A 13,951-nucleotide genomic window follows, 5' to 3' on the forward strand; every position below is an offset into this window, starting at 1 on the left:
AGAAAGTATAATGATTATGAAATGGATGGAGGTGTATATTGTGGCTAGAACAGGTAGACCGAAGTCGGATAATCCTAAAAAAACTCTTATCGGATTAAAACTGACGGAGGAAGAAGCTGCAAGACTGAAAGGATATGCGTCCAAACATGACATGACCATAACACAGGTGCTACAAAGAGGGATTGATATGCAGTATGCAATGGATAAACCGGCTGAGTAGCTAGTACAAAATCTCTTTCCTTGAGAGAGGAGACGAGATGGCGAAATCAAGAAAGGATAACAAAGGGAGAGTATTAAGAAAAGGCGAAACTCAACGCAGTTGCGATGGTAAGTATGTATATACTTATGTTGATCCGGAAGGAAAGCGCCGGAGCATCTATTCTAAGGACATCATGGAATTGCGGGAGAGAGAAGTTAAACTGATGAAAGATCAGCTTGATGGGTTGGATGCGTATGCAGCCGGAACATCTACAATCAATTTTGTTTTTGACAGATATATATCGACAAAGGCAGAGTTGAGGGAAACAACAATGCGGAACTATAAATATATGTATGATCGCTTTATACGAGGTGGATTTGGCAAGAAGAAAATTGCCGCTGTGAAGTATTCTGATGTATTGCAGTTCTATCAGCATTTGTTGAAAGAGAAGGAAATGCAGATAAATACGCTAGAAACAATTCATACTGTTTTACACCCGACATTTCAGCTTGCTGTGCGTGATAACATCATTCGTGTTAATCCAAGTGATGGAGTAATGGCACAGATTAAAAAGCAACCGGGGAAAAATCATGGTGTGAGACACGCTTTGACAGTGGAACAACAGAGAGCCTTTATACGCTATATTGATGAAAGTCCTACATTTTACCACTGGGCATCATTTTTTAAGTTCCTGCTTGGAACAGGTTGTCGAATAGGAGAAGCAATCGGTATCCGATGGGAAGACATTGATTTTGAAAAAAGGACGATCAGTATCAATCATAGCGTGGTTTATTACAGTAGAGAGTTCAAAGAACATCCGATATGTTCATTTGCTGTATCTCTTCCAAAGACAGAAGCTGGTATACGCACGATTCCGATGATGGATGCGGTTTATGATGCACTCCAGATGGAATTGGATGACCAGAAGGAACATGGATTTAATGAAACAGTGATTGATGGGATGAAAGGATTTATCTTTATGAATCGTTTTGGCAATATCCATAATCCGCAAGCTGTAAACAGAGCAATCAAGCGTATATATGAAGCGCACAATGCAGAAGAAGTGGTAAAAGCTGCAAAACAGCACAGAGAGCCTGTGATAATACCACATTTTTCATGTCATCATTTGCGACATACCTTTTGTTCAAGGTTTTGCGAAAATGAAACAAACTTAAAGGTAATTCAGTCTATTATGGGACACGCAAATATCGAAACAACCATGGATATTTATGCGGAAGTTACCGATACTAAAAAGCAGGAAGCAATTCAAAATTTAGCACACAATTTAGATGTATTTTAGGAAAGAGTCCGGCATGGACTGACGAGAGTACGACAAAATGTGTGCCATACGACAAGAGTACGACAAATTCAAGTGGTGTAATCAGCATAAATATGTTATTATGATAATGTTGGAACACCGAAAAAGGCTTTATTAAAGGAAAAAGCATTAAAGTAAATTAAATTGATGTGAAATCCCGACAATGAAGTCACTCGACTCCGACAAGAAGGCTTCCAAGTCTTCCGAGGGAGATGCAGCAGAAGCTGCAAACGATAACAACGGATTCTTTACAGCAAATGAGAAGATTGATTTTTCAAATGTAAAAGTTGAGCCTTTATTCGAGGAAGAGGTTGATTTCGATACATTCAGCAAGTCAGACTTCCGTGCAGTAAAGGTTAAAGAGTGCGTTGCAGTACCGAAGTCAAAGAAACTGTTACAGTTCACACTTGATGACGGAACAGGCACAGACCGTACCATCCTTTCTGGCATTCATGCTTACTATGAGCCGGAAGAGCTTGTTGGCAAGACACTTATCGCCATCACAAATCTTCCACCACGTAAGATGATGGGAATTGATTCCTGTGGTATGTTACTTTCCGCAGTGAATAACCTGAAGGATTCAGAGGATGAAGAACTTCATCTTCTTATGGTTGATAACCATATTCCTGCTGGTGCAAAATTATATTAAGAATAAAAATAGATATTCCCCATCAGTTTACTGGTGGGGGATTTTGCCATAAAGGTAATGCATATGAATTGAGGTAGCAGGTATGGAAAAAGATCCATTTAAAGAATATCTGAAAGAGGCAGAACCAGACAAAGCAGGCAAAAGCTATGCCTGGAGTACGGCAATCGGACTTCAGGCAGTGGACGGACTCAAACCATCTAAATATTTGATTGATACTGCCATTCAGAATATTGAAGGCAAAATCACAATGAAAGAAGCACAGAGCCTTATCGACAGCTATTATGGGGAAGAACCTGTGCATTTTTCGGATGAGGAACGTATAGAAGAAGCGGATAAGGTATCTTCCCGTATTGCAGGGATACTTTCTGAAACAGCATTTTCCTTTTCTCCGAATGAATATATCTCAATCCATCGTAAACTTTTTCGGGGAATATATAAGCATGCCGGGAAAATCAGAGATTACAATATTACGAAAAAAGAGTGGGTACTTGATGGCGCAACTGTAATGTATGGAAGTGCATCAGAATTGAGAGAGACGCTTGAATATGATTTTTCACAGGAAAGGGATTTCAGCTATAAAGGACTTTCGAAGGATGAGATTATCCATCATCTTGCAGTGTTTGTTTCACGATTGTGGCAAATCCACATTTTCGGTGAGGGTAACACAAGGACAACGGCAGTATTCTTTATCAAGTATCTCGGGACACTTGGCTTTTCTGTAACAAATGATATATTTGCGGAAAATGCGTGGTATTTTAGAAATGCACTTGTCCGTGCAAATTATACGAATCTGCAAAAAGGCATTCACGAAACAACAGAGTATCTGGAAGCGTTTCTCAGAAATCTGCTCTTGAACGAGAAAAATGAGCTTCATAATCGAAATCTTCATATAAGTGGACTTTTGAACGAAGAAAAAGTGGACATTGGAGATTCGAAAGTGGATATTGAGAATGAAAAAGTGGACATTCAAGAAACAAAAGTGGATATTGAAAGTGTGCTTTCCGAAAAAGGTAGTGATTTTTCAGTAAAAACGACAGTTCATATTCATAGACTTTTTGAAAAGTTTGGCTTTGATGAGGTGTTTGGAAGAAGTGCAGTTATGGAGCTTCTTGAGCTAAAAGGTTCAGGTGCTTCAAAACTTCTTTCCAATTTGGTGCAGGCAGATATTATTGAACCAGTGTCCGGTCACGGAAAAGGAAAATATAAATTTAAGATGTAATTTAACAGATTAAGTTCGTTGAACAAAAATGCCTTTTTGGGCTATAATTTTCAATGAAAAAATGAGAGATATGTTGTACCAATGTTATGGGTTAAAGGATAAATAAATTGGACTATACTAAGATATTTCATGATAACTTAGACAATATTCAGAAAAAAGTGGAGCAGATAATAGAAATTTAGAATCGTTTAAAAATCTATCTAAAGAGGTGTTTGCACAATGCAGCACCTCTTTTTTTGCACAAATTTTTCATCATTTGCACACATACCGTGTTCTTGAAGTTGCCAGGGAAAGAGAGGTTCCGTTTCAGGCAACCAGATTGGAAACGAAAGAAGAAGCACAGAATGCTCCGACACCGGTTACAACCTATGCATTGTTTTATAATGGAGAATACCTTACGAATGAGCAGATGAATGATAAAAGATTTATAAAGCTTCTGGATGGGATGGAAAAATAAATGAGCAAATTCGAACTCTACTCTCCGTAGGTTGAGGATATTCATACGCTGAAATAGAATGGTGTCATGGATTGCAGTTACAGCAGGAAGAAGCCGTATCCACAGGGCAATGCAGAGGCGAGATTTAAAATGAATGGTGTGAAGATAGTCTATTTAAACTGCAATCAGAGTGGTCTGTTTTAGGAAGAAACGTCAAACCATGTGCTTACGAAATGTCTGCTGCTTTTTTGTTCTATAAGAAAATGCCATTACCAGAAAATGAATTATTTAAGAAAAATGGGAATAGAATAATGACAGAAGCAGCTGACTGTGCTAGAATATGCATAAAATGTATTACCAAAATATAAAGAAATTTCAAAAAATGGGAATAGGAGATGGTGATATGCAGTTTATTGTAAGGCAAAAGTATCTAGATGAATTGATTGAATTATATGGGACGCCAGATATAAAAGTAATCACGGGCATCAGACGGAGCGGCAAGTCTGTTTTGCTGCAGGAATTTATCACTTATCTGCAGTCGTTAGAGGAAAAGAGCAATATTGTAATGATAAACCTTCAGGAATTAGAGTTTGATCATTTACTGGAATATCATGCATTGCATAAGTATATCCTGGGTCAATATAAAGAAGGAATGAATAACGTATTATTGATTGATGAGGTTCAGATGTGCCCTCAGTTCGAACTTGCAATCAATAGTATTTATACAAAAGGAATCTATGATATTTATGTTACCGGATCAAATGCATTTTTGTTAAGTTCAGATCTGGCAACACTTTTTACTGGAAGAACGATGGAAATAAAGGTATATCCTTTTTCTTTTGTGGAATATCTGACTTATTATGGAATTACGGATGGGTATGATGATGCATTTGATCAGTATGTCCGAACCGGTGGTATGCCGGGAGCTTATGTATATAAGACAGAGGATAGACAGTATGATTATATCAGAGATGTGTATGGGACTATTCTTATAAGAGATTTGGTTGAGAAATATAGAATAAGAAATACATCAGAGTTTGCCAGTATATCTGAATTTATGATGGATAATATTGGCAACCTGCTTTCTCCCAATAATATCTGCAAGACATTAAATAATGACCAAAGAGAGATTACCAGAAAGACAGTATCAAAATACATTGGTTATTTAGAGAACGCATTTCTATTTTATGAGGCAAAACGGTATGACCTAAAGGGGAAAAAATATCTCGAAAACAATAGTAAGTTTTATCTTTGTGATCCAGCATTTCGATATGCAGTCAATGGTACACGAAATATGGACTTTGGAAGGGTTTATGAGAATATTGTTTATCTGGAGTTACGAAGGAGAGGTTATGAGGTATATGTTGGTAAACTTTATAAAAAAGAAGTGGACTTTGTAGCAAAGAAACGAGACACACTGATATACATTCAGGTAAGTGACAATATTTCAGATGAAACAACATTTGAGAGGGAATATTCGCCATTGCTTGCAATACGAGATGCATATCCTAAGATGGTAATTGCAAGGACACATCATGAAACTTATGATTATCAGGGTGTGCAGGTGGTCGATATTTGCAGATGGCTGCGATGCAGATAGATGAATTCCAGTTTATATAATTAAGAAAATCGGGAGTCAACAGGACAAATCCTTTTTACAGGATCATCCTTGATGGAAATGTTTCCTGTCTGTGAAATTGCACGAAGCTAGGGTATTGAACAAGCAGGAGCCTTTGAATGTCCTGAATGCAAGGAGCGATTTGTTCCTGATATGAAATCCTATGTTATGGGACCTCATACAATTACCAAAAGAAAGTTAACTTGTCCAAAATGTGGATGTACAAAATATTGCAAACATGTTTTAACCAGATAAGGTGAAACTTTCAGTAATACGCTCTGTTGATGTGCTGATTTTTCTACGATATACTCCTTCAAAAAGGAGTGCGCTCTTATGGGTAGAGAAATTTATGACATCATCAATGACATGGCAGAAGTATTAAATGCATCGCAGATGCAGAAACTACAAGAGGTGTTGGTAAAACGGTTATCTGAAAATACTGTATCTGATTATTTGCAGACAACGAATATGGACTTTCTAGATATGTTTTTAACTGCAAAGCATTTAGAAGGGTGTTCTGACAAAACAATACGCTATTATAGGTGTAATATTGAAAAGATGTTGGATACAATAAATATTCCGGTCATAAAGATAACGACCGAGATGCTACGAAAATATCTTGTAGAGTATCAAACGATAAATAATTGTGGAAAGGTAACTATTGATAATATTCGTAGAAGTCTTTCCACATTTTTTTCGTGGCTAGAGGAAGAGGACTATATTATAAAAAGCCCAATGAAAAGAATTCATAAGGTAAAGACTGCCGTTATTGTAAAAGATACCATTCCAGATGAGAAAATAGAAATTCTTAGAGATAATTGTAATAATCTGCGTGATAGGGCAATGATTGATTTTCTGCTTTCAACAGGAATTAGAGTAGGCGAATTGGTAAGGCTGAACATTGATGATATAGATTTCTCTGAGCGGGAATGCGTGGTTTATGGCAAAGGAGACAAAGAGAGGAAAGCATATTTTGATGCTAAGACCAAAATTCATTTGTTGAATTATATTGAATCAAGGACAGATAATAATATAGCGTTATTTGTGTCGTTAAACAAACCACACAGTAGACTTACTGAAAGCGGTGTGGAGTTACGATTACGAGAAATGGGGAAGAAGTTAGGTGTAGAAAAGGTACACCCACATAAGTTCAGAAGGACTATGGCCACCAGAGCAATTGAGAAAGGTATGCCGATTGAACAGGTACAGAAAATTCTGGGACATGAGCAAATAGATACAACGCTCAGATATGCAATGGTTAATCAAAACAATGTGAAGCTATCGCATCGAAAATATATTTCATAGATTGACTTGTAACGCAAAAGACGTTACAATAAAAGAAAGATGGAGGTGTATTCTATGGGAAAAACAGCAACATTAAATATAAGAGTAAATCCAGATGTAAAAGAAAATGCAGAAAGTGTATTGGCACAATTAGGGATACCAATGGCTACTGCTATAGATATGTATTTAAAACAAATATCATTAGTAGGAGGAATTCCCTTTTCTATTGTATTACCAAAAGCAGCTAATTCAGTGAATGCAGATATGATGTCTGTTACACAGATTCATCAAAAGTTAGAAAAAGGATATGCCGATATAGAGAAAGGAAATGTTGAGGATGCAGCTAGTGCGTTTGTGGCATTTAGAGAGAGGCATTAATGAAGCAATATAAGGTAGAGATTACAAAAGAAGCTTTGCAGGATATGGAAGATATATACAATTATATTGCTATAGATTTGCTTGCTCCAGATAATGCAATGGGGCAATATAATCGCATTGCTGATGAAATACTTACATTAGACACTTTCCCAGAACGATTTAGGATTATGGATTCTGAGCCGGAAAAGAGAATGGAGTTGCGTAGAATGCTCGTCGATAATTATTCAGTGTTTTATACAATCCGTGACGAAAGGGTAATTGTAACGGATGTGTTATACACGGCATCTGATATAGAAGCACGTTTGAGAGGCGAGCTATAAAAGCACGCGTTTATTTGAAGTTACAGAACTACAAAGAAAGGATACATATTATGGAAGGAAGATTAATAGCATTTGTTATTTGGGTAATAATCGGCGTATTATTTATTGTAATGGGCATTTATGATTTTAATTCCAAGAAAGCAAAACCTTTCGGTTTTTGGGCAAATGCTGAGGTAGCGCCCATAGAAGATGTGAAAGGCTATAATCGTGCTTTGGGCATATTGTGGTGCGTGTATGGTGTTTTGTTTACGTTAATTGGATTGCCTTTATTAGATGGGCAGAATTCGGGTTTGATTATTATACCTATATTGGGTGCAATGCTTATTAGTATTGCGGCTATGGTAGCGTATGTAGTAGGTATTGAACCCAAATACCGCAAAAAGAAATAAATGGAAACTTCCAGTTTTCAGATGACGATTTTTAAAGGATTTAATAACTGTTATATCTTGTTATAAAAATCTCGTCGCCCCCTTGAAAATACTAAACCTTTCACTGGTATCCTTTCGATTACATCTTGTATCGTGTTATATCGTTTTCCCCTTGTTTATGAGTCCTCCTAAGGGAAAGAATGAGCTGGATGAGCGACCGATTATTGATATTTATCGGAAGATAGAGGAAGATGGTTATATGGAGATTGACATCTGTTTCCCATTAAAGACAAAATTATCATAAACAAAGTTATGTAAAAATGTGTAGAGATATCTGACTTGACAAATAAACGGCCGTTTACTATAATCAAAATGTAAACGGTCGTTTATTTTATGAGCAGGAGGTTTGGGTATGTCAAAAACTACAAAGGAAGATATATTGATTGTTGCATTACATTTATTTGCGAGAGATGGATATGAAGCAGTTTCTGTCAGTCAGATTGCGGGGGAGCTTGGCATGACAAAAGGTGCATTGTATAGGCATTATGAGAGTAAGAGAGATATTTTTGAACATATTGTAAAAAGGATGGAGCAGGGGGATGGCGAACAGGCAGAATCACATGATATGCCTGCTGATAAAAAGGAAAATGAACCGGAACAGTATGAAGAGATTTCTGCGGACAATTTCATGGAATACAGTAAATCTATGTTTTTATATTGGACAGAAAACGATTTTGCATCGTCATTTCGAAAGATGCTTACGTTAGAGCAGTTTCGGAATGAGGAGATGCAGGCTTTGTATCAGCAGTATCTTGTGTCTGGTCCGGTAGAATACGTGAAGGATTTGTTCAAGAGCATGGGTGTTGTGGAGGCAGATAAAAAAGCAACCATGTTTTATTCCATCATGTTTTTCTACTATAGTCTGTATGATGGAGCAAAGGATAAAACAAGAATAAAAGAGCGGTTTGAAAAAAGTATTAGCAGCATTATATAAAGAAGTGGAGAAAAAGAAAATGAAGGAAAATATTATCATTCGATTGGAAAGAGAAAATGAATACCATGAGGTAGAAAATCTGGTAAGGGAGAGTTTCTGGAATGTGTATCGACCAGGCTGTCTGGAGCATTATGTACTCCACAAACTTCGCAATGATCCCGCATTTGTTCCGGAACTGGATTTTGTCATGACATTAGATGGACAGTTAATTGGACAGAACATGTTTATGAAGGCTGTGATTGCAGCCGATGATGGCAGAAGTATTCCCATTATGACTATGGGACCGATCTGTATTGCACCGGAGCTTAAAAGGAAGGGGTATGGAAAGATTTTACTGGATTATTCTTTAGAAAAAGCAAAAGAGCTTGGATGCGGAGCACTATGTTTTGAAGGAAATATTGATTTTTATGGAAAAAGCGGATTCAGACAGGCGAGTGAGTTTGGCATCCGCTATCATGGATTGCCGGAAGGCGAGGATGCATCTTTTTTTCTGTGCGAAGAACTGATGCCGGGATATCTTAATGGAATTACAGGAGAGTATGCACCTCCGGCAGGTTATCTGGTAAATGAAAAGGAAGCAGAGGCATTTGATAGAGAGTTCCCGTATATGGAGAAGAAAAAACTTCCGGGACAGATTTTCTAAAATGTAGCAAACTTCATCAAATCTTTATTTTTCCCTGATAGATTATATTTCAGTAAGAAATGAAATATAGAAGGAAGGATGGCAAAGATGGAAATGATGTTGCAGACACAAAATCTATGTAAATATTTTAGAAAACAGAAAGCGGTAAATAATGTTTCACTTAATATCGAAAAGGGACAGATTTATGGACTGCTTGGACCGAATGGTGCGGGAAAATCTACCACATTGAAAATGCTGACCGGTATGATGAAACCAACTGCAGGAAAGATTTACTTTGATGGAAAACTTTGGGATAGGAAAGATTTATCAAAAATAGGAGCGTTAATTGAGAATCCGCCTATTTATGAAAATCTTTCCGCCAGAGAGAATTTGAAGGTAAGGCAATTATTGCTTGGTACAGATGAAAACAGAATTGATGAGGTCTTGCAGATTGTATCACTTACAAACACCGGAAAGAAGAAAGCAGGACAGTTTTCTTTGGGAATGAAGCAAAGACTAGGCATTGCAATGGCATTGCTTGGAGAACCGGAACTTTTGATATTGGATGAACCTACGAATGGATTAGATCCAATAGGAATCGAGGAATTACGAGAGCTGATCCGGTCTTTTCCGGAACAGGGAATCACTGTAATTCTCTCCAGTCATATTCTCTCGGAGGTACAGTTACTTGCAGATAAAGTCGGGATTATTTCAGGTGGAATCTTAGGATACGAAGGAGAATTAAAGCAGGGAGATAATCTTGAAGATTTGTTTATGAATGTGGTAAGAAAAAACCAGAAAGCAGGTGAAATCCATGGTTAATATTATAAAAGCAGAACATCAAAAAGCCAAAAGAACCATGCGAAAAAAGTTTATCTGGGGATTTCCTCTTCTTACATTTGTCATGGCATTTATATTTACTCTTGGGATGACAAATGCTTATGCAGAAAGTGTTTGGAACTGGTGGTATACACTTTTGCTGCCGGGGATGATTGCTCTATTTTGTTATCTTTCTGTGGCGCAGGAGAAAAAGATAAAATACTATCATTTAATGACTATTCCCACAGACAGAAGAAAATTGTTGCTGGGGAAAATTATTTATATTGGGTGCATGATTCTGTTTTCCAATGTGATTGTGTTTGCAGGAGCAACGCTTGGAGGCTTTCTTCTAACGACACATGTTCCAGTTGGAGGAGCGTTGATTGCAGTATTGTTTCTGACGATTTCTGAGTTATGGGAGATTCCGGTAGCTTTGTTTTTAAGCGAACGCTTTGGAATGATTGTAAACCTGTTCGTCTGCCTGTTTATTACCGTCAGCGGTGTGGTAATATCACAAACCAGGATCTGGTATGTACTTGTTTCGGCAATCCCTATGCGAATGATGTGTCCGTTACTTCATATTTTACCGAATGGTCTTGCGGCAGAATCGGGGAATCCATTTTTGAATACGGGAGTCATTGCTCCGGGGATCTGCCTCTCAATGATCTGGTTTGTTCTTGCAACGCTTTTGTTTCTGAAATGGTTTGAGAGAAGAGAGGTGAGATAGGATGCTTGGAAGATCTCTGAATGCAGACTTGCGAAAGATGAAAGGAACATCTGTGATTCTGGCACACTTACTGATTCCGATTCTAACCAGCGTTATATTTTTAGTGTATTACCTTTTTTCACCATGGAATGAAAATATGAAAGTGATTGCATTTTATCAGGCAATAGGAGCAGGACTTCCAGTACTTGTTGGAATTTTTACAGCAAGTGTGATGGAGCAGGAACAAAATGCAGGTAACTTTCAGAATATGTTATCCTTATCGAAAAAAGGAGTGGCATTTATATCGAAACTTCTGCTGTTACTGATGTTTTGTCTTGGCTCTGTCTTACTGACTACTTTAATATTTGGAACTGGATTTGGAATGATATCAGCAAGTGGTAGCTGGAGTAACAGCAATATGGAAATTGTAAAAATATGTGTTGTTGCAGCATTGCTGCTGTGGGGAAGCAGTGTTCCACTTTATCTGTGGCAGCTGATTCTGGCTTTTCAGTTTGGAAAAGGGGTATCCATTGGAGCAGGGATTATATCAGGACTAATTAGTGCATTGATGCTTACCGGACTTGGAGATTATGTGTGGAAATATGTATTTGTCTGCTGGACGGGTAGAGTACCATATACTTATCTGCAATCTGTATTGGGAGAAACTAGTGTAGGTGAATGGTTGTCATTCATACCAGGTTGCTTAATATTTACAGGGATTAGTATGGTATACTATTTTTGGTGGGTAAACCACTGGGAAGGAAACAGAATATCGGAATAGAATCGAGGGAAACTATGGCAAAAATACTGGCAGTTGATGATGAACCGGCAATTCTGGAAATGATAGAAAGCATTTTGAATAAGGATGGACATCTGGTTACCAAAGTAAGTAATCCGCTGAAACTTAATATGGAAGAATTACATCGTTATGACCTGATTTTACTTGACATTATGATGCCTGGAATGGACGGCTTTGAATTATGCAAAAGAATCAGGGCACTTGTGGATTGTCCGATTTTGTTTCTTACGGCAAAAACGGAGGAAAAAAGTCTGGTGAACGGACTTTCGTTGGGAGCAGATGATTATATTTCAAAGCCATTTGGAGTGAGGGAACTTCGGGCAAGGATTCATGCACATCTTAGAAGAGAGCACAGGGAACATTCTGTCCGGATGGTTTTAGGGAGAGTCTGCATTCAGATGTCTCAAAAGAAACTGTTGATGGATGATAAGGAAGTTCCTCTTACGAAAGCGGAGTACGAAATTTGTGAATTCCTGGCTAAAAACAGGGGACAGGTTTTCTCGAAAGAACAGATTTTAGAAGAGGTCTTTGGTTTTGACAGTGAGAGTAATGACAGTACCATTATCACGCATATCAAAAATATAAGAGCAAAATTTGCGGATTATGATTATACACCGATAAAAACAGTCTGGGGGATTGGATATAAATGGGAAGAGTAAAGAGAAGCAATGCACTCAGCTGGATTTTTATGAGATATGTACTGGTCATGCTTGGATCATTAGTAGGTTTGGTGATTGTTGCTTGGCTGCTGCTGTACCTTTTGATTAGTGTGGGCTGTATCTATCCGGCGAATTATGCAGAGCAAAAGATTAATGAAGCATATGATACGATTTTACGTGCGGATAAAGTAACTGCTGAGATGATTCCTGCACTTTGTGATTATGTAATCTTTTCAGAGAATGGAGAGAAAATAGGTGGAGATCTGTCAGAACAATACGAACAGATAGCATGGAATGTTGCAAAGTACGGAAACGCATCCGGGAAATATTTTTATAAAGTAATTGTAAGGGAAAATGAATATGTTGTATTGCAATATCGCCTGACACCTCAATATCATTCAGCTTTTTTGAGGGAGCATTTTATAGGACCACAGAATGTGATGAGTATTATGTCTGTGATTGGAGCGGTAGCGATTATCATCATTCCGTCCATACGTTTTGGAAAAAGAATCAAAAAGCAGATGCAGCCTGTATTAGACGCAATCGGACAAATAAAGGATCAAAATCTGGAATATGAGACATCCTGTTCCGGTATCAAAGAGTTTGATGACTGTTTATCGGCAATCGATGATATGCGAGATGCATTGCGAGAATCTTTAGAAAAGCAGTGGAAAACAGAGCAGGAAAAGAAACAGCAGATGTCTGCTTTGGCGCATGATATTAAAACACCTCTTACGATTGTACGGGGAAATGCAGAACTACTTTCAGAGACTGAACTGACCACAGAACAGAAGAATAATATCACTTATGTTTTGAACGGCACAACACAGATACAAAGTTATGTAAAACAGTTGATAGATGTCACAAAATCATGGAATTGCAGTGATGTTACCTATACAACGGTGAGGTTAGAAGATTTTTTCGCAGATATAAAGGAACAGGCACTCGGACTGGTAGAAATCTATCACCAGAAGATAGATTGGAAGGCGGAACAAAGTGATAAAAAGGTAACGATTGCTTATGATCCAATGTTCCGAGCCGTAATGAATGTGATTCAGAATGCAGTGGAGCATACAAAAGAAAATGGAATCATTTATATTGACGCAAAGGAGCAGGATGGCCGGCTGACATTCATTGTGGAGGATAGCGGATCAGGATTTACAAAAGAAGCATTATTGCATGGCACAGAGCAGTTTTTTATGGATGACACAAGTAGAAATGGCGAAGCCCATTATGGGATGGGACTATTTTTTGCAAAAACTGTGGCTGAAAAATATGGTGGAGGTATTAAACTTTCAAATTCTGAAAATACAGGTGGGGCGAGGGTAGAAATATTTTTCCTGAGTAGTCAAGAAATAAGCTAAATAGACCGCAATTAAGCTATGTAAAAGAAATTTTACATGCTTTTATCTAATATGTAAAAGCCTTTTGATAGACATTACTACTACGTTTGCTGTAATCTCATGGAAGAAGGAGGCATACAGAATTATGATAGCTGATAAAATTAAAAATGCTCGTACTATTCTTTATTACAGTAAAAATCTCCAATGTTATACGAAGTAT

At 37.6% G+C, this 13,951-nt stretch carries 15 protein-coding genes and 2 pseudogenes; all 17 read left to right on the top strand.

Going from position 1 to position 13,951, the window contains the following annotated elements:
- Positions 1-40 precede the first annotated feature (40 nt).
- Positions 41-220 (top strand): hypothetical protein, encoded by a 180-nt coding sequence (locus DWY37_RS05780; protein ID WP_227700698.1) that lies wholly within the window; start codon positions 41-43, stop codon positions 218-220.
- A 37-nt stretch (positions 221-257) separates the two neighbouring features.
- Complete coding sequence (locus DWY37_RS05785) at positions 258-1,499, top strand: tyrosine-type recombinase/integrase (protein WP_118540998.1); 1,242 nt, start codon at positions 258-260, stop codon at positions 1,497-1,499.
- 175 nt (positions 1,500-1,674) lie between these two features.
- Positions 1,675-2,166: pseudogene (locus DWY37_RS05790) on the top strand (hypothetical protein); the annotation flags it as partial.
- Positions 2,167-2,248: 82 nt separating this feature from the next.
- Positions 2,249-3,385, top strand: coding sequence for a Fic family protein (locus tag DWY37_RS05795; RefSeq protein WP_118541002.1), 1,137 nt, complete (start codon positions 2,249-2,251; stop codon positions 3,383-3,385).
- 277 nt (positions 3,386-3,662) lie between these two features.
- Positions 3,663-3,842, top strand: a pseudogene (locus DWY37_RS16275) (YoaP domain-containing protein); the annotation flags it as partial.
- Positions 3,843-4,224: 382 nt separating this feature from the next.
- Positions 4,225-5,421: an ATP-binding protein gene (locus DWY37_RS05805; protein WP_117781531.1), complete on the top strand. Its 1,197-nt coding sequence runs from the start codon at positions 4,225-4,227 to the stop codon at positions 5,419-5,421.
- Between the two features lie 351 nt (positions 5,422-5,772).
- A complete protein-coding gene (gene xerA, locus DWY37_RS05820; RefSeq protein WP_117841904.1) occupies positions 5,773-6,744 on the top strand; it encodes a site-specific tyrosine recombinase/integron integrase in 972 nt (323 codons plus the stop codon).
- Positions 6,745-6,798: 54 nt separating this feature from the next.
- Positions 6,799-7,101, top strand: a complete 303-nt coding sequence (locus DWY37_RS05825; protein ID WP_015553867.1) for a type II toxin-antitoxin system RelB/DinJ family antitoxin — start codon at positions 6,799-6,801, stop codon at positions 7,099-7,101.
- On the top strand, positions 7,101-7,421 hold the full coding sequence (locus DWY37_RS05830; RefSeq protein WP_015553868.1) for a type II toxin-antitoxin system RelE/ParE family toxin: 321 nt from the start codon (positions 7,101-7,103) through the stop codon (positions 7,419-7,421). The genes DWY37_RS05825 and DWY37_RS05830 overlap by 1 nt, the downstream gene beginning before the upstream one ends.
- Positions 7,422-7,471: 50 nt before the next feature.
- On the top strand, positions 7,472-7,810 hold the full coding sequence (locus tag DWY37_RS05835) for a hypothetical protein (protein WP_117684373.1): 339 nt from the start codon (positions 7,472-7,474) through the stop codon (positions 7,808-7,810).
- A 391-nt stretch (positions 7,811-8,201) separates the two neighbouring features.
- Complete coding sequence (locus DWY37_RS05840) at positions 8,202-8,783, top strand: TetR/AcrR family transcriptional regulator (RefSeq protein WP_118173443.1); 582 nt, start codon at positions 8,202-8,204, stop codon at positions 8,781-8,783.
- Positions 8,755-9,426, top strand: coding sequence for a GNAT family N-acetyltransferase (locus DWY37_RS05845; RefSeq protein WP_330414810.1), 672 nt, complete (start codon positions 8,755-8,757; stop codon positions 9,424-9,426). Before DWY37_RS05840 ends, DWY37_RS05845 begins: the two co-directional genes overlap by 29 nt.
- 87 nt (positions 9,427-9,513) lie before the next feature.
- On the top strand, positions 9,514-10,227 hold the full coding sequence (locus DWY37_RS05850; protein ID WP_118173483.1) for a lantibiotic protection ABC transporter ATP-binding protein: 714 nt from the start codon (positions 9,514-9,516) through the stop codon (positions 10,225-10,227).
- Positions 10,220-10,951 (top strand): lantibiotic immunity ABC transporter MutE/EpiE family permease subunit, encoded by a 732-nt coding sequence (locus DWY37_RS05855; RefSeq protein ID WP_118541004.1) that lies wholly within the window; start codon positions 10,220-10,222, stop codon positions 10,949-10,951. The genes DWY37_RS05850 and DWY37_RS05855 overlap by 8 nt, the downstream gene beginning before the upstream one ends.
- Position 10,952: 1 nt before the next feature.
- Positions 10,953-11,711 (top strand): lantibiotic immunity ABC transporter MutG family permease subunit, encoded by a 759-nt coding sequence (locus tag DWY37_RS05860; protein WP_118541006.1) that lies wholly within the window; start codon positions 10,953-10,955, stop codon positions 11,709-11,711.
- Between the two features lie 14 nt (positions 11,712-11,725).
- On the top strand, positions 11,726-12,388 hold the full coding sequence (locus DWY37_RS05865) for a response regulator transcription factor (protein ID WP_117841909.1): 663 nt from the start codon (positions 11,726-11,728) through the stop codon (positions 12,386-12,388).
- Positions 12,376-13,752: a sensor histidine kinase gene (locus tag DWY37_RS05870; protein ID WP_118544424.1), complete on the top strand. Its 1,377-nt coding sequence runs from the start codon at positions 12,376-12,378 to the stop codon at positions 13,750-13,752. Before DWY37_RS05865 ends, DWY37_RS05870 begins: the two co-directional genes overlap by 13 nt.
- Positions 13,753-13,951: the final 199 nt, after the last annotated feature.

The organism is Roseburia sp. AF25-13LB (assembly GCF_003478915.1).
GTDB lineage: Bacteria > Bacillota > Clostridia > Lachnospirales > Lachnospiraceae > Roseburia_C > Roseburia_C amylophila.

What these genes read in the sequence shown, in the direction of transcription:
- DWY37_RS05835 (WP_117684373.1), top strand. Translation starts at nt 7,472, where the DNA reads ATGGAAGGAAGATTAATAGCATTTGTTATTTGGGTAATAATCGGCGTA.
- DWY37_RS05840 (WP_118173443.1), top strand. Translation starts at nt 8,202, where the DNA reads ATGTCAAAAACTACAAAGGAAGATATATTGATTGTTGCATTACATTTA.
- DWY37_RS05805 (WP_117781531.1), top strand. Translation starts at nt 4,225, where the DNA reads ATGCAGTTTATTGTAAGGCAAAAGTATCTAGATGAATTGATTGAATTA.
- DWY37_RS05855 (WP_118541004.1), top strand. Translation starts at nt 10,220, where the DNA reads ATGGTTAATATTATAAAAGCAGAACATCAAAAAGCCAAAAGAACCATG.
- DWY37_RS05870 (WP_118544424.1), top strand. Translation starts at nt 12,376, where the DNA reads ATGGGAAGAGTAAAGAGAAGCAATGCACTCAGCTGGATTTTTATGAGA.
- DWY37_RS05785 (WP_118540998.1), top strand. Translation starts at nt 258, where the DNA reads ATGGCGAAATCAAGAAAGGATAACAAAGGGAGAGTATTAAGAAAAGGC.
- DWY37_RS05795 (WP_118541002.1), top strand. Translation starts at nt 2,249, where the DNA reads ATGGAAAAAGATCCATTTAAAGAATATCTGAAAGAGGCAGAACCAGAC.
- DWY37_RS05825 (WP_015553867.1), top strand. Translation starts at nt 6,799, where the DNA reads ATGGGAAAAACAGCAACATTAAATATAAGAGTAAATCCAGATGTAAAA.
- DWY37_RS05865 (WP_117841909.1), top strand. Translation starts at nt 11,726, where the DNA reads ATGGCAAAAATACTGGCAGTTGATGATGAACCGGCAATTCTGGAAATG.
- DWY37_RS05850 (WP_118173483.1), top strand. Translation starts at nt 9,514, where the DNA reads ATGGAAATGATGTTGCAGACACAAAATCTATGTAAATATTTTAGAAAA.
- DWY37_RS05830 (WP_015553868.1), top strand. Translation starts at nt 7,101, where the DNA reads ATGAAGCAATATAAGGTAGAGATTACAAAAGAAGCTTTGCAGGATATG.
- xerA (WP_117841904.1), top strand. Translation starts at nt 5,773, where the DNA reads ATGGGTAGAGAAATTTATGACATCATCAATGACATGGCAGAAGTATTA.
- DWY37_RS05860 (WP_118541006.1), top strand. Translation starts at nt 10,953, where the DNA reads ATGCTTGGAAGATCTCTGAATGCAGACTTGCGAAAGATGAAAGGAACA.